The organism is Roseateles oligotrophus, assembly GCF_025717515.1.
Classification (GTDB): Bacteria; Pseudomonadota; Gammaproteobacteria; order Burkholderiales; family Burkholderiaceae_C; genus Paucibacter_A; species Paucibacter_A oligotrophus.
In genome coordinates, this window is the sequence record NZ_JAJIRN010000004.1 from 229,720 (window position 1) to 245,827 (window position 16,108).

Consider the following 16,108-nt stretch of genomic DNA (forward strand, 5'->3'; position numbering starts at 1 on the left):
AAGGCTGCACTTTACGCGAGCGGTCGCAGCAGCCGTGCAGCAAGTCACAATCGCCTCATCCGTGCTTGTTAGGCCTGCCCTCACCCATGAATGCCAACCTCTTTGCCGCCCTGCGCGACGCCTTTCCCGCCGATCTGGACGCGACGGCCATCGAGTGCGCCGACGCGCTTGGCCAGCCCCTCTGCTATAGCTGGCGCGACCTCGAACGCGGCACCGCGATGCTGGCGAATCTCTTGCTTTCGCTGGACCTGCCAGCGGGCAGCCGCGTCGCCGCGCATACCGAGAAGAGCGTCGAGGCCTTGATGCTCTACCTGGCCGTCTTGCGGGCCGGTTATGTCTACCTGCCGCTCAACCCCGCCTACCAGGCGGCGGAGCTGGACTACTTCATCAAAGACGCCGAACCGGCCATGCTGGTCTGCGCCGGAGCCAACTTTGGCTGGGCCTCCAAGCTGGCCTTTCTGGCCGGCACGCAATATGTATTCACGCTGAATGAGGACCGCAGCGGCAGCCTGCTCGAGCGCGCCGCCCACATGAGCGACGAGCATGACATTGCCGAACGAAACGCCGACGACCTGGCCGCCATTCTCTACACCAGCGGCACCACCGGCCGCAGCAAGGGCGCAATGCTCAGCCATGGCAATCTGCTCAGCAACGCCCGCACGCTGAAGGACTTGTGGGGCTGGCGCGCCGACGATGTGTTGATCCACGCACTACCGATTTTTCATGTGCACGGCCTCTTCGTCGCCTCGCATGGCGCGCTGTTGGCCGGCGCCAAGATGATCTGGTTCGCCAAGTTCGAGCCGCGCGAGGTGATACGCCGCTTTGCCGACGCGACGGTCTTCATGGGCGTGCCCACGCTGTATGTGCGAATGCTGAATGAGGCCGGGCTGACTCCGGCCGCCTGCGCCCATATGCGGCTCTTCATCAGCGGCTCGGCACCGCTGCTGCTCGACACCTTCACCGACTGGCAGCAGCGCAGCGGCCATATCATTCTGGAGCGTTACGGCATGAGCGAGACGCTGATGCTGACGTCCAACCCCTGCCGCGCGCTGGACGGCGACCGGGTCGGCGGCACCGTCGGGCCGGCGCTGCCCGGCGTCGAGTTGCGCATCAACAATGAAGCCGGCCGCCCCTGTGCCGTCGATGAGATCGGCGCCATCGAGGTGCGCGGCCCGAATGTGTTTGGTGGCTACTGGCGCATGGTGGAGAAGACGAAGCAGGAGTTCACCGAAGACGGCTGGTTCAAGACCGGCGACGTGGGCAAGCGCGACGCCAATGGCTATGTCACCATCGTCGGCCGCAGCAAGGACCTGATCATCTCCGGCGGCTTCAATGTCTACCCGGCCGAGATCGAAGGCTTTTTGAACGAACTCGAGGGCGTGGCCGAATCGGCGGTGATAGGCGTGCCGCATGCCGACTTCGGCGAGGCCGTCGTCGCCGTGCTGGTGGCCAAGCCGGGCTGCAGCCTGGACGGGGCGGCGCTGATCGCCACGCTGAAGCGCCAAATCGCCGGTTTCAAGGTACCCAAGCAGATCTTCATCGTCGACGAGTTGCCGCGCAATGCGATGGGCAAGGTGCAGAAAAATCAGCTGCGCGAGCAACACGCCGGACTGTTCCCATGACGACCGCCAAGCAGCCACTTGACGACAAATGCCCTCGCTGCGGCGAGCCCTTTCACTGCGGCGCGGCCGAGCCGCGCTGCGACTGCTTCGATATCAATCTGAGCGCGGCGCTGCGCCAGAGCCTGGCCGTCCAGTACAGCAGTTGCCTGTGCATTGCCTGCTTGAAGGCCTTGCAAACAGCCAACTCCGGCCATGCCAAGTAGACCCGCAACGCGCTACCAAAGGCTGGCGCAAGACCTGACCCTGGGGATAGAAAAGGGGGAATGGTCGACAGGTGAGCGCCTGCCCTCTTTGCGCGAGCTTTGCCTCACGCACGCCGTCAGCATGGCCACCGCCAAGCGGGCCTTGGAGACACTGCTCGACCTAGGCTTGGTGCAGGTGCGCGCGCAATCGGGCTTCTTCGTGGCGGCAAAGCCGGCCGAGGAAAAGGCCAAGGCACAAGGCCCCGATTTGCAGCAGTTGCACCACCAGCGCGAGCGCATGCTGAGCCTGATGCAATTGGCCGAACAGCCGCTGCCGGTGTCGCTGCAGATGGCCGGCCCGGCCACCGAGCTGCTGCCGACCGAGGCGATGGCGCGGCTGTTGACGCGCTTGTTGAAACGCTCACCCGAGCTCTTGGCCGAGAGCGCGCCGGTCGCCGGCGTTTTGGGCCTGCGCGAGGCCTTGTGCGAGCGCTTCGCGGCGCTTGATGTGGCGGCCAAACCCGGCGACCTGCTCATCACCCAAGGGGCCAGCGAGGCGCTCAGCCTGGCGCTGCGTGTCCTGACCCAGCCGGGCGACAAGGTGCTGGTGGAAAGCCCGGTCTACTTCGGTCTGCATCAAACCCTGGCCAGCCTGGGCCTGCTGCCGGTCGAGCTGCCCTGCTCGGCCGAGGGCGGGCTCAGCCCCGAGGCGGTGGACCAAGCGCTGCAAGACTGGCCGGATGTCCGTTGCCTGGTGGTCACGCCCAATTTCCAAAACCCGACCGGCGCGCTGATGCCCGACGCGGCCAAACGCCGCTTGCTCAAGGTCGCGGCCGCGCATGATTTACCTATCATCGAGGACGACATTTTTGGCGACCTGCACTTCGGGCCGCAACGGCCGCGCCCCTTGAAGGCCTGGGACCAGCAAGATCGGGTGCTCTACTGCGCCTCGGTGTCCAAGACCTTGGGGCCGAGCTTTCAGATCGGCTGGTGCCTCAGCGCCCGCCACGCCAAGGCCTTGACCGGCCTCAAGCTAAGCGCCAGCCTGGGCGGCGGCGGCTTGATGCAGCGCGCCTTGGCCGAGTTCATCCGCGACGGCCAATATGACGCACAAATTGCCAGGCTCCGCCATGCGTTGGCCGAAAGTTCGGACCGCTATTTGCAGGCCTTGCACCGCTATTTCGGCACGCGGCTGGATGTGGTGGCACCAAGCGGCGGCATGTTGCTCTGGCTGAGCCTGCCGCGCCAGCTTGACAGCGTCGCCCTGCTGAAACTGGCGCTGCAGCAAGGCCTGGCCTTCAGTCCCGGCACGGTATTTTCCAGCCAAGGCCGGCACCGCCACTGCCTGCGCATCAATATCGGCCGGCCCTTTGACGCCCAGGTCGATCAGGCCTTGAGCGGGTTGGCCGACTTGCTGGATTGAAGCCCGGCCGACGGGCTGCGCCAACTCATCACGGCATGCGTCAGCAAACCAAAGGCCAGGCCCCAGAAGGCGGCCGACAAACCCAGCATTGAGACGCCGGAAGCGGTGGCCAGCAAGGTCACCAAGGCGGCCTCGCGCTGTGCCGGCTCGACCATCGCCCCGCTCAAGCCGCCGGCAATCGCGGCCAGCAGAGCCAGGCCCGCCAAGGCCGCGATCAAGGCCGGCGGCAGCGCAGCGAACAGCAGCGCCAGCGTCGCACCGAAGCTGCCGATCAAACAGTAGCCCCCCCCGCAAGCCAGGCCGGCGATGAAGCGACGGCCTGGGTCGGCATGGGTTTGCGGGCCGGTGCAAATGGCGGCCGTGATCGCTGCCGGGTTGATCGCGTGGGCGCCAAAAGGTGCGAGCAAGACCGAGATCAGCGCCGTGCCACCGACCAGCGCGGTGGCCGGCGGGGCATAGCCATCATTTCGCAGAACCGCCAGGCCCGGCACATGCTGGCCGCTCAAGGTCACCAGCGCCAGCGGCAGGCCGAGATTCAACAAGGCATTGAGACTGAAGCTTGGCGTCGTCCACTGCGGAGCGGCCAACTGCAAGGCCAGCTGTCCCAGTTGCAACTGCCCGCTCAAGGCACAAAAGGCCAGGCCGACCGCCAACACCCAGGCCACCGCATAGCGGGGTTGCAAGCGGCGCGCCAACACATAGCTAAAAAACATCAGCAAGACCAAGCCCGGCTGGCTCTGCATCACCGTGAATAGATTGAGCCCGAAGCGCAACAAAATGCCGGCCAACATCGCCGCCGCGAGCGGCTTCGGCAGCCATTGCATCAAGCGCACGAACAAGCCGGTGAAGGCCAGCGCGGCGATCAGCAGATTGGCCAAAATAAAGCCCCCGACCGCTTCGGCAAAAGGCAGGCCGGGTAGGCTGACCAAGAGCAGCGCCGCGCCCGGTGTCGACCAGGCGGTGATCACCGGCATCCGGTAGCGCCAGCTCAAAAGCAGGCCCGACAGGCCGCTGCCGATGCTGATGGCCCAGATCCATGAGGCGGTCTGGGCGCTGCTCATATTCGCCGCCTGCGCGGCTTGCAAAACGATCACCAAAGGGCCAGCGTAGGAGATCAACACGGCGATCAGGCCGTTAATCAAGGCGGGGGAATGGGCAAGCAGCCAAGGGGCTGGCCTCGTCGTTGTAGCTGGGTTCATAGGGGGCTCCTGTCCTGCCCCGAGACTAAGCCTTGCCCGAGCAGGGCAACAGGCTCAGTAGATGGCCGCACTCGCCCCCGACGGGCCGCTGTGCTGCAGCACAGTTTTTTTCCAGATTCGACCCAATTGCGGTCTTGCCAGGCCTCAAACTGGCATTGTGCCGGCGACCTTTTCCGCGCTATGCTGGCACCGACGCCTGATTACCATTGCCAGTCAGCAGTGGCATCAATGCCCTGCGAATCAGTTTCAGCAGATCAGCCTTTAGCCCAACGCCGAAAACCCGAATGAACGCACCTGCCCTGCCCACTCTATTGGTCGTTGACGATTCGCCCGACATTCTGATCTTGATGGAAGAGCTGCTGAGCGATCAGTACAACATCAAGACCGCGCCTGGTGGAGTGCAGGCGCTGGAGATCATCGACAGCTCGTCGCCGCCGGACTTGATCCTGCTGGACTGCATGATGCCTGGCATGGACGGCTACGAAACCTGCCGCAAGCTGCGCAGCTCCGGCGCGGCCGGCACGCCGGTGATCTTCCTGTCCGCGCTGAGCTCGATCGAAGAGCGACTGCTGGGCTACTCGGCTGGCGGCGATGACTATGTCTGCAAGCCCTTCGAAATGCCGGAATTGATCGCCAAGATCGAACGGCAACTGGCCGTTTCGGCCTCCAAGCGCGAACTCGGCAATCAGCTCAACGAGGCGGTCAATGCGGTGATGAGCAGCGCCGACATGGTCGGCGAGGTCGGCGTCGTGCTCGACTTTCAACGCGCGCTGAATGCTTGCTCCGACTACGCCGGCATTGCCGCCCAGTTGTTCGAGTCGTTCGAGCGTTATCGCCTGGACGGCTGCATCCGCATCCAGGGCAAGGCGGGGTCGATTTCGCTCAACAGCAAGACCTCGTGCACGGCGCTTGAGCTGTCCATTCTGGATCATCTGGCCGCGCAGAAACCCGACCCTCGCATCCGCCCTTTCGGCCCCCACACCAGCTTCAATTTCGGCAGCATCATTCTGTTCCTGCGCGATCTGCCGATGACACGTCCGGCCGATATGGACCCGGAGCTGTCCGAGCGCTATGGCCGTGCGATCGACAACGTCGCCTTGCTGGTCGAGGGCGCTTGCACCAAGGTGGCGGCGCTGGACAACGAACTCGCCGTCCGTGATCTGAATGCCACCGTGATCAATATGGTCGGCATGACCCGAATCGCGCTGGCCGATATCGCGGCCCGCAACCAAGAGCAGTCGGCCGAGGTGCAGTCGCTGTTCGAGGCGCTCGCCAAAGACGTCGATGACAGCTATATCCATCTCGGCCTGGCCACGCAGCAAGAAGACTTTCTCAGCGGTCTGATCAAATCCTATATGACGGCGGTGATGCAATCCTTGGCCAAGGGCCGGGAGACCGAGAGCCGCCTCGGTCAGGTGATCGAGCAACTTGGTCAACTGGAATAGGTGCATCGCCGCCTGAAGTCGGCGGAATGGTCTAGTGAATCAACCCTAGCCAACTTAAGGCCAGCGCCGCCACGCAAGCCAGGATCAAGCCGATGCTGACCCAGGCCGCCAGCGCACTCCAAGGTCCGCTGCGCGCCGCCCCCATCACCCGCTCGTCACGCACCAGCAATTGCAGCGCGATGACATGCAGCGGCAGCATCACCGCGTTGACAACCTGGCTGGTGTAGATCAAGGGAATCAAGGGCAGGCCCGGCAAGGCGACCACGCTGGCCGCCGCCACCGTCAGGCCGACAAAGGCGGCGTAGAAAAGCTGGAAATGGCGCGAGTCCAGATCCAGCGAGGCGGGCGCGCCTATGCCTTCGGCGATCGAATAGGCGGTCGCCAAGGGCACGATGGCCGCCGCCAGCAGCGATGCGCCGAGCAGGCCGGCGCCGAACAGGATGGTCGCAAAGTTGCCGGCCAAGGGCGCCAAGGCGGCGGCCGCGTCGCTGGCGTCCTTGATGTGCACGCCGGCCCGGTTCAAGGTGGCCGCACAGGCCACCGCAATCGCCAGGCCGATCACGCCGGTCAACAGTGAACCCACCACCACATCGACGCGTTCCCAGCGCAGCTTGTCCAGCGTGACTTTTTTGTCCACCGCATAGGACTGGATGAAGGCCAGACCCCAAGGCGCCAAGGTCGTGCCCAGCGTGGCGGCGATCACCACCCAGCCGGCCGGGCTGTCCGGGAGATGGGGAATCACGGAGTTATGCAAGACCTGACCCCAATCCGGTGCGGCCAGGATGCCCGCGACGATGTAGAGCGCCAGCGTCGATGAGATCAGGAGCAAGACCCGCTCGACGCGGTGGAAGGAGCCGTAGACCACCAAGGTCGACATCAATACCGCAGCGATGGGCGAGCTGATCCAGTTGGGGATATCGATCAGAGAGCCGGCGGCCGAGATGCCGCCGTATTCCGCGCAGATGGTGCCGAAGTTGGCGAACAGCAGGCCCAAGGCCCCGAAGTAGCCCGCGCCCTTGCCCCAACGCTCGCGGATCACGCCGACAAAGCCCAGGCCGGTGACCGCGCCTATGCGCACCGCCAGCAAATGGAACTGCACCAGCAAAATCGTCGAGGCCGGAATGATCCACAAGAGCCGATAGCCGAAGTCCGTACCCAAGACCGAGTAGGTGGTGATACCGGCCGGGTCGTCGTCCGACAGGCCGGCCAGCAGACCCGGACCGAGCACCGCCAGGAAGGCGGCGAACGCACCGGCGCCGGCCGAGCGAAAGCGCTGAAACCTTAGGGCGATGCCGCGCCGATGATGGGCGACGGCGTGCGGAGGAGCCTCCCGCCTGGCGTGATGCAGCCCTCGCCTTGACCTCACTTCACCACCAAGACCGGCACTTTGGCGAGCGTCAAGACCTTCTGCGCGACGCTGCCCAGGATGACCGCATCGAGGCCGCGCCGGCCATGCGAGCCCATCACGATCAAGTCGCAGCCACTGCTCAGCGCGTGTTCGGTGATGGCCTGCGCCGGGCCATGTTCGCGCAGGATATGGCTTACGCATGCCACCCCCGCCGCCTTGGCAGCGGCCTCGGCCGCGACCAGCCCCAGCTTGGCCGCAGACTCGGCCGCCTCCAGATACAAGGCCATTGCCTCGGTGCTGCCGTCCGGAAAATACACAAAAGGCAGCGGATCGATGACGCTGACGATCTCCAGCGCGGCCCCGTAGCGGCCGGCCATATCAGCCGCAACAAGAGCCGCGCGCCGGGCCGTTTCGGAGCCATCGGTGGGGAGCAGGATTTTTTTGAACATGGCAGTCTCCAAGCAGAACAGCCATGATCGAGCCGCAGCGCCGTCGGCGCCTTGCTTAATATCAAGGCAAACGTCGACTCCGCGCGAATAAATCGTTACGACCCATCCTGCTTGACACGCTGCAAGGCCAGTTGCAGAACCATCGCATCGCTGCTGGCGCGGTGGCGGCGCAAATTTTGCTCGGCACGCACCTGGTCCAACACGCCGCCCCAGCGTGCGGCCTCGGCCTCGTTGAGCAGGCTGCGCAGATCGGCCAGGCGAAAACTCGGGCTCAGGTCGCAAACATCGAAGAGCCGCGCCAGCCAAGGATAGTCATGCGCCCAGGCATCGCAGTAGACGGTTTGCCCGGCCAGGCGACGGTTGATCTGTTCGGCCACCCACAGCGGCGGTTTGCCATGGCGCTGCAGAATCTCGCGCGTGATGCCGTGCAAGGCCTCGGCCGATGCATCCCAATGCAGCCAGTCGGGCTCGGGCTGGATCAAACAGCAAAACACCGTGCCGCCCGCCTCGACAAAACCGATCTCGATGGGATAACTGCCTCGGCCAAAACCCGAGGCTTCCACATCGAGGATGGTGGGCAGCGTCATGGGCCAAGTGTACGGGCCGCCGGTGTGCTGCTCAGGCAGGGTTGTCGATGATGAGTTCGCGTTCGAACAACTCGATCGCCGCCTTGGCGACCTGCTGGGTGTCGTAATAGGCATAGGCGCTGACGGCCGCCGCGCCGACGACAGGCACCCAGCGCGACACGCCTTTTTGCAGCAGGCGCTGGCTCAGCTTGGCGCCGACCGCACCGACCACGCGCTGCAAAAGCGCCGTGGTGGCGGGCCGGATCAAGACCCGCTGGCCGACACGCACCGCCAGGTCGCGCACCGCCTGTGCCGCCGTGTGGCGGAACAGGCAGTAAATCATCTGCGCCTGACCGAGCTGGGCCGAGCGGCCATACAGGGCCGCGATGTCGGCCACCAACTGCGACTGGATATGCCAGACCGCCGCCATCTCCGGCAATATCGTCAGCCAACCCAAGGGGCCGGGCGGCAGCGCGAAAGCACCGGCGGCCATCGCGGCCTTGGACGCGGCATCACTGGCCGCCTTGTGCGCGGCAATTGCGGCCAGCGAAGGGCTGGCACTTGGCAGCGCCTTGGACGCCGGCGCCGTGCCTATCAGCGTCAGCAAAGCGGTCGACAGCCGCGACTGCATTTGATCCTTGGACGGGTCGATTGGCAGAAATTCCTTCTTGTTCATGGCTCGACTTTAGCCGTTTCGATCGGCATCAGCGGCGCGACAACAGCGCCATCGTCAGACCAAAGGACAGCAAGGCCAGCGCATGACCCAGGCCGGCGGCGGCCAACCAAGACGGCCGCCCGCCCAGCACGGCGACACTGCGCAGCAACAGGCTGGCGGCCAACAGCGCCAGCGGTGCCAAGGCCCAGCGGCTCGGACGCGGGCGCAGGCCGGCCAGCGCCGGCAGCATGATGGGCGCATGGCCGAACACCATCGCGAAGACAAAACCCAACCACAGCAGATGCCAGGCAATGCCGCCGGCATGGCCTTGGCCGGCCAAGCCCGCCAGCGCCGCCGCCAGCAGCCAGACATAGCCCAGCAACAGGCAAATCGCGGTATGGCCGGCCCAGCCGGGCATGCGCCATTGCAGCCGCGCCAAATCAAAGCACAGCAACCACAGCGCCAGCAGACCGAGCACCGACCAGCCCAGCCTGGCCGCCAACAACGGCGCCGGGCCCATCAACAAGGCCACCCCGGCCAGCAGCGCCCAGGCCAATAGAAACACGCGGCCGGCCCAAATCGGCAGCGGCCGCAAGCGCATCAACTCACGCCGCTCGCCGACAATCGTCAGCAGCAAAAACAAGCTCCAGGCCCAGCGCGCCTGCATCGATGCGGCCGACGCAAACGCCAGCGCCGCCCACAGCAAAGCCAAGGCCGCACTCGCTTCGACCGCCAAGGGCAGCGACAGCGCCCGGTGCCTGGCCGCCCACAGATAGAGATAGATCAGCCCAGCCGCCGCCAGGGCCCAGAGCCCGGCGGCCCATTGCGTGGTGCCCGCCAGGGCCAACAAACCGGCGGCACCCGACACCAAGGGCACCCAGACACCGCGCCGCAGCGCGACCACCCGCTCCAGGCTGATCAAGGTTCCGAAAAAGCCGGCCGACATCAGCGCGCCATGCAGCAACAAGGCCTGCGCCATCGGGCCCGCCTGTGCCGTGGCCAGGGGCAAACTGCCGAGCCTCTGCAGCCCGCCGGCCAGCGCGCCGAGCAGATTCAACAAGGCCAGCAAGGCGCAGATCAGAATCCATCCGCGCGGCAGCGGGGCCGGGCCAAAGCGACGCGGCGGTTTGCTCATGCCGAGCCGCCACCCCAGGCAAAGCGCAGGCGCAGGGCGGGAGCCATGCGCTCGGGCGTCCAGACCTTGTCCCAGTCCATCTCCACCTCGATGCGCCAATCGGCGGGGCACAAGCGCTCGATCGCGCAGCCGGCATCCTCGATGATCTGGTCCGCCATCGGGCAGGTGGCACTGGTCGGCACCAGCGTCAGCGCGGCCAAGCGCTCACCCAGCTCAAGGCTTTCGACCAGGCCCAGGTCGACGATGTTCTCGCCGATTTCGGGGTCGGCAACGGCGCGCAGCGCTTGCATGATTTGCTCGCGCAGTGAAGAGAAGAGTTCGGATTCGTTCATGGCGGCATTCTCGCTGCAGGCCGGCGCAGCAACCAAGGCAGGTAGCGGCCGGCCCAGCCCAGGCCCAATAGGGCGAAACCGGCCGCGGCATAAGGCAGTAAAAAGCCCGCCGCTGCCGGCCAGATCGCGCCGAACAGCCGCGCCAAAGTCAGCGCCTGCAGCAAGGCCTGCAAGACCCAGAGCCAGGCGTCCACGGCAACACTGCGACCCTGCTGGACGGCAGTCACACGACTGACCATGGCCAGCAGCGTGCCGCCCATAAAGCCCAGGCTCAGCGCATGCAGCGGCGCCAGCCCCAAGCCCAGCTCGCTGCCAAGACCCAGGGCCGCGGCCGCCTGCGCCCAAGCCTCCAGCGCAAAGCTGAGGCCCAGCCACAAATAGCCGATATAGAGTTGCGCCACCAAGGGCGTGCGCCGGGCGGCGGCCAGTTCGGGGCGCCTGGCATCGCGCCACAACAGCAAGGCCAGCGCCGCGAAGCCAATTGCTGCGATGGCGGCCAGGCCGGCGCTCGGCCGCCGGCCGCTCAGCCCTGCCAACTCAAGCCCGCTGCGCGCCGCCAGGCCCGTCAACAAGGCCGCAAACAAGGCCGGGGCACGCCGGCCTTGCTGGTGCAAAAAAGGCGTCAGTCTTTGCAGCGCCAGCGCGAACACCCCGGCCACGCCCAAGCACAGCCCCAGGCGGGCGGCGACTTGCAGCAGCAAGAGACGGTCGAGGCCGATCGCCAGCGCCGCCAGCATTTGGCTCAAGCCGATCCAGGCCAGGCCGGCAATCAAACCCAGCGCATGCGGCGAGAAGCGCGCGGCGGGCAAGCGGCAAAGCAGCAGCAAGCGCAGCGCCAGGCCCGCCAGCAGCAGGCCTATCAGCAAGGCCGCGAGGGCGGCCACCAAGCGCAGGCCGAGGCCATCGGCCAGCAGCAGCGCGCACCAGGCCAGCCAGATTCCGGCGGCAGGCGCCCAAAGGCCGCGCGCCGATTGCGCGGGCAGGCCCAACCAGCGCGGCAGCGTCGTGAAGGCAAAGCCGGCAATGAACAGGGGTATGACGCCCAAACCCATCAGCAAGCCGTGCAAGGCCGCGGCCGGCAGCAGCGTGGTCTGGCCGCCGCGCAAACGCAAGTACCACCACAAACCCGCCACGGGCCAAAGCATTGCCGCGGCGCCGAACAGCGGGCGATGGGGCATAGGTTCAAGCTTCGCCGAGCGGCACCGGCGGCTTCAAGCTTGAAGCGCGGCGCGGCTTCGGCAGGCTGACAATGCTGCTGAGCTTGGCCCCGGACGGGCGCCTCAACAGGTCGGCCAGCGAATGGCGATCCAGCTCGGCCATGAAGGCGGCCAGCGCCGCGTTGACGATGCCGGTGAGGCTGCACATGCCGGTCAAATTGCAGCTATTGGCCGCACCCAAACATTCAACCAGGTAGAAGTCCGACTCGACCGAGCGCACCAGGTCGCCCAGCATCAGCTCGGCCGGCGGCAAGGCCAGCTTCATGCCCCCGCCCTTGCCGCGCACCGTGCTGATCCAGCCATGCTGGCCGAGTTGGTGGGTGATCTTGGTCAGATGCGCCTCGGAAATTCCATAGGCCTGCGCGACCTCGCCGGTGGTGCACAGGCGCTCAGGGTGCTGACCCAAATAGATCAGCAGCCGCAGCGCGTAGTCGGTCATGGTGGTGAGTCGCATCGAATTCTCTCAAGTCAGCCCGGCAGGCCGTCAACCCTTGGCCGAATCAGCATCGGCGCATAACGCCACAAATAGATGGCAAACGACAGACTCCACAAGGCTGCGGACAACCATACCGCCTGCATCAAGGCGGCCGGCAGCAGCAGCGGCACGAACACCCGCACCAGCCCTGCGCCCAGCATCGCCAGATAGGCCGCCAGTTCCACCGGCCCCGCCTTCAGTGGCCGGCCGGTATGGCCGAGCGCCGTGCGCGTGATCATGCCCAGCGTCATCAAGCCGATCAGGCCCACGGTTAGCGCATGGGTGGCCGGGCCCGAAGGCAGCAAGCCCAGCACTGCGGCTGCCCGCAAGGCCAGATGCAGCAGCAGCCAGGCGTAGGCCGCATGCAGCACCCAGACGAGCGGATTGCCCAGCGTCTTCCAGGGCTGCCAGAGCCACCAGCGCGCGCTGTGCGCCACCAGGGCCAAGATCAAAGCCGTCAGCAACACGGGACCGTCCATGCCCAGCCCATCGCTGGCGAGCACAAACAAAACGCTGCTCATGGCCACGCGCTCCAGCCTCTCATCGCGGCGCGCGTTCATGCCCGGCACCCCGTTGTTGGAGAACATCGGCAACACCCGCCCGGCCATCACGGCGATCATGAACAAGACGATGTCCAAGGCCAAGGGCAGACCCAGGCCGTTCGCCAATTGGCGCGGCAAAGGCAGCAGGAGGCCCATCAGGTTCAGATGCAAGGCGGCCACGGCCAAGCCCATGGCGAACAGCAGGCCAACGAAGAAATAGTTGCGCTTGTTGCCGCCGGCCGCCAGCGCACGCCACAGACCCCAGGCCGCCGCCCAAGGCACGGCCACATTGACCAGCAGCGCCGGCCAGACCCAGGGCGTCAGCACCAGCACGCGGGCCAGCAACCACAAGCCGGCCAGAGCCATCAGCGGGCGCCCGGTCGGCGTCGCCTTGCCGGACCAATTGCGCCCGGCCGTGAACAGGAAACCGATGACGATGGCCAGCGCGTAGCCGAACACCATCTCATGCGCATGCCAGGCGGCACCGCGCAAGCCACCGGCGCTCAACAGCCCGCTGAACTGCAAGGCCCACAGCGGCACCGACAAAAGCGCCAGCAGCGCGGCCAGCAAATAAAAGGGCCGAAAGCCGAGATCCCAAAGCGCCAGGCCTTGGCTGACCCGCGGCCGCGGCTCCTGCAGTTGAACAAAGACACTGCTCATCGAAGCTGCTCCGCTGAATTACTTGCTCAGGCGCCGCTGCAGCAGCCGCAGCAGGCCTTGGCAGCAGGCTTGCGGCTGACGCGAACCAGCCATTGCACGGGCCCCGCTTCCAGCGTCTGCCAATCAAACAGGCCCGGCCACATGGCCTGGAACTGGCCCTTCAGCGGCAGTGGCTCATGGTCGACCAGCAGATCGATCCAGCCCCCCACCGGCAAAGCCTCGAAATGCTGAAAGATCGTCGCATGGCGTTGGGCCGGAGGGATCAGCCGAACGTCGATGAGCGGCTTGATGGCTTGGCTGGGCGCCATGGGCTTGAAGTCGGTGTCCATATCGTTCTTTCATAAGTTGCATATTGAATGCACCTATTGTGAAAGCAAACTTCACCAAAAGCAATATTCAAAATAGAACTTATGATCTAACGCAAACCGGAGGCCTTGCCGGCGGACCGCCCCCTAGCCCTACTCTTCGCCCCCGGCCTCGGTGCCGCTCGCGTCATTGTCCTTATTGGCTTGGCGAGCCAACTCAGCCTCCAAAGGCCTCAAAGCGTCGATCAAGGCTTGCGGTGACTTCGGTTCAACCAGGCGGAAGGCAGGTGGCGGCAAGGTACTCAAATAGGGCGGGCCGAACCAATATTGCTGCTCCTGGCGGCGGGCGACCGTCAGCACCGTCAAGGTGGCCAGGCCGGACAGCGCGGCCAGTGCCAGCCAAGGCCGGGCTCGCGGCCAGACCAAGCTGGCGTGCCACCACAGCAGCGCCGCCAAGCCTGCGGGGAAGACCATGGCATCCAGCACCAGCAAACGCGGCCAGGACATGGCGAAAGCGAGCACCGGCAGGCTGATGCCGATCAGATGCAGCGCCGTGACGGCGATCAAAGCCCGGCGCAGATGGGTCACGAAGGGAAAACGGTGTTGGAACAACTGCGTCACCAAAGACCACAGCCCGGCCCAGCCCAGCAAAACCACCAAGGGCCCCAAGACCGCGCTGCTGTAATCGACCCAGGGCGAACCGGGATTCAGCTCCGACCAACGATCAAACCACAGCAAGCCCAACCAGAGCAGCAGCAAGGCCGGTACCCAAGCGGCAGCGACTTTCGCCGCGCGCTGCTGATGCTGCTGCAACGGCAACTCGGGCGCCAGGGGCTCGGCATTGCTGCGCCAGCGCAAATGGCTAGCGCCGAGCTGAAAGTTCGACATGCCGCCCAAGGCAGCGGCATCTCCCGCTTTGAGGCGCCGCTCGCCCATCCAGCCGCCGTTGAGGCTGGGCATCAGCAGCAAGTTGGCAACGCCTTGTTCATCCCATTGCACTTGCGCATGCTCGGCCGCCAAGTGGACATCATCAAGCACCACATCGCATGCAGGCGAACGCCCGATACTGGCCGGCCAGCGCGTGATGCGCTGCACCTGCCGCACCAAGCCATCACGCCCGAGGACTTCGATGACCGCAATCAGTTGTTCTTGGCGCTGATCCATGCGAAGCCCTCCAGGTAATGCGCGCTCAATTTCAAGGCGTTGTCGAAGCTGACGCCGCGGGCATCAAAGCGCCCCAAAGCGCCCTCGGTGCTGCCGTCAACGGTCGTCACCAGCACGCTCAAATCATGCAGCCCGGTGAGCTTGCGATAGGCACGCAAGCAAACCACCGCCCGCAGTGGTAAACCGTCCCGCGAGATGAAGTCCTCCTTGCAAAAAGGCGCGGTGCGGTACTTGTCTTCGCGACCCAGTCGCTCATTGCGAAAGCTGCCCGAATACTGCTTGGCGAAGCGGATCGCGCCAAGTTTGCTGCCGTCATAGGCCTCGTGCGACATGTCCAGATAGCCGGTCTGCAGCGCACCGCTGACGAACACCGCATGCTCCATCCGGCATTGCGAACGCTGAAACTCCAGGCCCTTGGTGTCGGCCGGCGTGCCCCGCCCCCAGCAGCGCATGAACTGTTCTTGCGGCACAGGTAACTGGTAATGTGCATGGCCAGCACTTGCCCAAGGCTGAGCCAGGAAGCGCTGAGTCAACTCGGCCTGATAAGCCATCAACTGCTCGCGCAAACGCGGCCAGGCGGGCGCCGTCAAAGGCTTGGCGCCGCGGCTGCGCTCAAGCAGCGCTTGCGCATACTGACCCGGCACCAGAAAACTCATCTGCTGCGCGAAGGACATCACCGACACATTGACGCCGACAACGCGGCCTTCTTCATCGACCACCGGCCCGCCGCTCATGCCCGGGTTGATGCCGCCCGAGAAGTAGATCAAGGGATCAAAGCTGCGCTCGACCAGGCCGTTGTAATTGCCCTCGACGACGGCAAAGGCAATGTCGTGCGGGTTGCCCATCGAGTAGATGCGGTCACCCTTGGACAAGGGCATGGTGGGCGGGCGGAAGTTCAGCACGCCGCGCTCTTTCAAGGCGCCGGGCACGGTGCGCAGCAAAGCCAGATCGCGGCGCACATCAAAGTCGATCAATTCCAATTGCCCTTCTTGGCCATCGGTGCTGGCGAAGCGCAGGCGATAACGCTCAGGCTCCAGGGCAAACTGGCTGATGACATGGTAATTGGTCAAGACATGCCCATCGGCGCTGACCAAGAACCCCGAGCCGACCGAGGCCTGGCTGTTCTGCGTCTTGAGCAGGGTGCGGATCTGCAGCAGCTGCGATCGGGCATCCTCATAAATTCGCCGCGCACTGGCCGACACCTGGGCCGGCGGTGCCGAAGCAGCGGCCGAGGCAGGCGCGGCGGGAGCCGGCGCATTCGGCTGCGCAAGCGCCGCCATGCCAAACGACAAGACAATGGCCGCACAGCAACGCTGGCCGGCCCTAAAACCAGATCGAAAAATCAGCAAGCGATTCCCCCGCATCTCACAATTGCGCGATGCTAGCCGG

The 16,108-nt window shown here is 65.3% G+C and carries 17 protein-coding genes; 4 read left to right on the forward strand and 13 right to left on the reverse strand.

From position 1 onward, the window contains the following. Positions 1-86: 86 nt before the first annotated feature. The 3 genes from LNV07_RS10115 to LNV07_RS10125 are packed head-to-tail and all read left to right on the forward strand — an operon-like array spanning position 87 to position 3,227. Complete coding sequence (locus tag LNV07_RS10115) at positions 87-1,622, forward strand: malonate--CoA ligase (RefSeq protein WP_263571039.1); 1,536 nt, start codon at positions 87-89, stop codon at positions 1,620-1,622. Beyond that, entirely contained in the window at positions 1,619-1,825 is a 207-nt protein-coding gene (locus tag LNV07_RS10120; RefSeq protein ID WP_263571040.1) for a cysteine-rich CWC family protein, read from the forward strand. Before LNV07_RS10115 ends, LNV07_RS10120 begins: the two co-directional genes overlap by 4 nt. Continuing rightward, entirely contained in the window at positions 1,815-3,227 is a 1,413-nt protein-coding gene (locus tag LNV07_RS10125; RefSeq protein ID WP_263571041.1) for an aminotransferase-like domain-containing protein, read from the forward strand. The genes LNV07_RS10120 and LNV07_RS10125 overlap by 11 nt, the downstream gene beginning before the upstream one ends. Here LNV07_RS10125 and LNV07_RS10130 read toward each other — a convergent pair. Then, the gene (locus LNV07_RS10130) at positions 3,191-4,426 is read right to left on the reverse strand and encodes a benzoate/H(+) symporter BenE family transporter (protein WP_263571042.1); all 1,236 of its coding nucleotides are present in this window, start codon (positions 4,424-4,426) and stop codon (positions 3,191-3,193) included. The genes LNV07_RS10125 and LNV07_RS10130 overlap by 37 nt on opposite strands. A gap of 284 nt (positions 4,427-4,710) precedes the next feature. Here LNV07_RS10130 and LNV07_RS10135 point away from each other — a divergent pair, with 284 nt between their 5' ends. Further along, the gene (locus tag LNV07_RS10135) at positions 4,711-5,871 is read left to right on the forward strand and encodes a response regulator (RefSeq protein WP_263571043.1); all 1,161 of its coding nucleotides are present in this window, start codon (positions 4,711-4,713) and stop codon (positions 5,869-5,871) included. 31 nt (positions 5,872-5,902) lie between these two features. Here the strand turns inward: LNV07_RS10135 and LNV07_RS10140 are convergent, their stop codons facing one another. The 12 genes from LNV07_RS10140 to LNV07_RS10195 form a co-directional block, all read right to left on the reverse strand. Further along, complete coding sequence (locus LNV07_RS10140; RefSeq protein ID WP_263571044.1) at positions 5,903-7,237, reverse strand: NRAMP family divalent metal transporter; 1,335 nt, start codon at positions 7,235-7,237, stop codon at positions 5,903-5,905. After that, positions 7,234-7,668, reverse strand: coding sequence for a universal stress protein (locus LNV07_RS10145; protein WP_263571045.1), 435 nt, complete (start codon positions 7,666-7,668; stop codon positions 7,234-7,236). The genes LNV07_RS10140 and LNV07_RS10145 overlap by 4 nt, the downstream gene beginning before the upstream one ends. A gap of 95 nt (positions 7,669-7,763) precedes the next feature. Then, positions 7,764-8,255: a 3'-5' exonuclease gene (locus LNV07_RS10150; RefSeq protein WP_263571046.1), complete on the reverse strand. Its 492-nt coding sequence runs from the start codon at positions 8,253-8,255 to the stop codon at positions 7,764-7,766. Between the two features lie 31 nt (positions 8,256-8,286). Continuing rightward, a complete protein-coding gene (locus LNV07_RS10155) occupies positions 8,287-8,910 on the reverse strand; it encodes an EcsC family protein (RefSeq protein WP_263571047.1) in 624 nt (207 codons plus the stop codon). A gap of 28 nt (positions 8,911-8,938) precedes the next feature. Then, complete coding sequence (locus LNV07_RS10160) at positions 8,939-10,024, reverse strand: hypothetical protein (protein ID WP_263571048.1); 1,086 nt, start codon at positions 10,022-10,024, stop codon at positions 8,939-8,941. After that, positions 10,021-10,356, reverse strand: coding sequence for a metal-sulfur cluster assembly factor (locus tag LNV07_RS10165; protein ID WP_263571049.1), 336 nt, complete (start codon positions 10,354-10,356; stop codon positions 10,021-10,023). The genes LNV07_RS10160 and LNV07_RS10165 overlap by 4 nt, the downstream gene beginning before the upstream one ends. Then, complete coding sequence (locus LNV07_RS10170) at positions 10,353-11,534, reverse strand: NnrS family protein (protein ID WP_263571050.1); 1,182 nt, start codon at positions 11,532-11,534, stop codon at positions 10,353-10,355. The genes LNV07_RS10165 and LNV07_RS10170 overlap by 4 nt, the downstream gene beginning before the upstream one ends. Positions 11,535-11,538: 4 nt before the next feature. Then, positions 11,539-12,027 carry an RrF2 family transcriptional regulator gene (locus LNV07_RS10175; protein WP_263571051.1) on the reverse strand — a complete coding sequence of 163 codons (489 nt, stop codon included), beginning with the start codon at positions 12,025-12,027 and terminating at the stop codon, positions 11,539-11,541. 14 nt (positions 12,028-12,041) lie between these two features. Continuing rightward, a complete protein-coding gene (locus LNV07_RS10180) occupies positions 12,042-13,250 on the reverse strand; it encodes an NnrS family protein (RefSeq protein ID WP_263571052.1) in 1,209 nt (402 codons plus the stop codon). A 26-nt stretch (positions 13,251-13,276) separates the two neighbouring features. Continuing rightward, a complete protein-coding gene (locus LNV07_RS10185; RefSeq protein WP_263571053.1) occupies positions 13,277-13,579 on the reverse strand; it encodes a DUF2249 domain-containing protein in 303 nt (100 codons plus the stop codon). A gap of 129 nt (positions 13,580-13,708) precedes the next feature. Then, entirely contained in the window at positions 13,709-14,719 is a 1,011-nt protein-coding gene (locus LNV07_RS10190) for an FHA domain-containing protein (RefSeq protein WP_263571054.1), read from the reverse strand. Next, a complete protein-coding gene (locus LNV07_RS10195) occupies positions 14,695-15,999 on the reverse strand; it encodes a S1 family peptidase (protein WP_263571055.1) in 1,305 nt (434 codons plus the stop codon). The genes LNV07_RS10190 and LNV07_RS10195 overlap by 25 nt, the downstream gene beginning before the upstream one ends. Positions 16,000-16,108: the final 109 nt, after the last annotated feature.

Coding starts and splice junctions, on each gene's coding strand:
- LNV07_RS10115 (WP_263571039.1), top strand. CDS start 87: ATGAATGCCAACCTCTTTGCCGCCCTGCGCGACGCCTTTCCCGCCGAT.
- LNV07_RS10120 (WP_263571040.1), top strand. CDS start 1,619: ATGACGACCGCCAAGCAGCCACTTGACGACAAATGCCCTCGCTGCGGC.
- LNV07_RS10125 (WP_263571041.1), top strand. CDS start 1,815: ATGCCAAGTAGACCCGCAACGCGCTACCAAAGGCTGGCGCAAGACCTG.
- LNV07_RS10130 (WP_263571042.1), bottom strand. CDS start 4,426: ATGAACCCAGCTACAACGACGAGGCCAGCCCCTTGGCTGCTTGCCCAT.
- LNV07_RS10135 (WP_263571043.1), top strand. CDS start 4,711: ATGAACGCACCTGCCCTGCCCACTCTATTGGTCGTTGACGATTCGCCC.
- LNV07_RS10145 (WP_263571045.1), bottom strand. CDS start 7,668: ATGTTCAAAAAAATCCTGCTCCCCACCGATGGCTCCGAAACGGCCCGG.
- LNV07_RS10150 (WP_263571046.1), bottom strand. CDS start 8,255: ATGACGCTGCCCACCATCCTCGATGTGGAAGCCTCGGGTTTTGGCCGA.
- LNV07_RS10155 (WP_263571047.1), bottom strand. CDS start 8,910: ATGAACAAGAAGGAATTTCTGCCAATCGACCCGTCCAAGGATCAAATG.
- LNV07_RS10160 (WP_263571048.1), bottom strand. CDS start 10,024: ATGAGCAAACCGCCGCGTCGCTTTGGCCCGGCCCCGCTGCCGCGCGGA.
- LNV07_RS10165 (WP_263571049.1), bottom strand. CDS start 10,356: ATGAACGAATCCGAACTCTTCTCTTCACTGCGCGAGCAAATCATGCAA.
- LNV07_RS10170 (WP_263571050.1), bottom strand. CDS start 11,534: ATGCCCCATCGCCCGCTGTTCGGCGCCGCGGCAATGCTTTGGCCCGTG.
- LNV07_RS10175 (WP_263571051.1), bottom strand. CDS start 12,027: ATGCGACTCACCACCATGACCGACTACGCGCTGCGGCTGCTGATCTAT.
- LNV07_RS10180 (WP_263571052.1), bottom strand. CDS start 13,250: ATGAGCAGTGTCTTTGTTCAACTGCAGGAGCCGCGGCCGCGGGTCAGC.
- LNV07_RS10185 (WP_263571053.1), bottom strand. CDS start 13,579: ATGGACACCGACTTCAAGCCCATGGCGCCCAGCCAAGCCATCAAGCCG.
- LNV07_RS10190 (WP_263571054.1), bottom strand. CDS start 14,719: ATGGATCAGCGCCAAGAACAACTGATTGCGGTCATCGAAGTCCTCGGG.
- LNV07_RS10195 (WP_263571055.1), bottom strand. CDS start 15,999: ATGGCGGCGCTTGCGCAGCCGAATGCGCCGGCTCCCGCCGCGCCTGCC.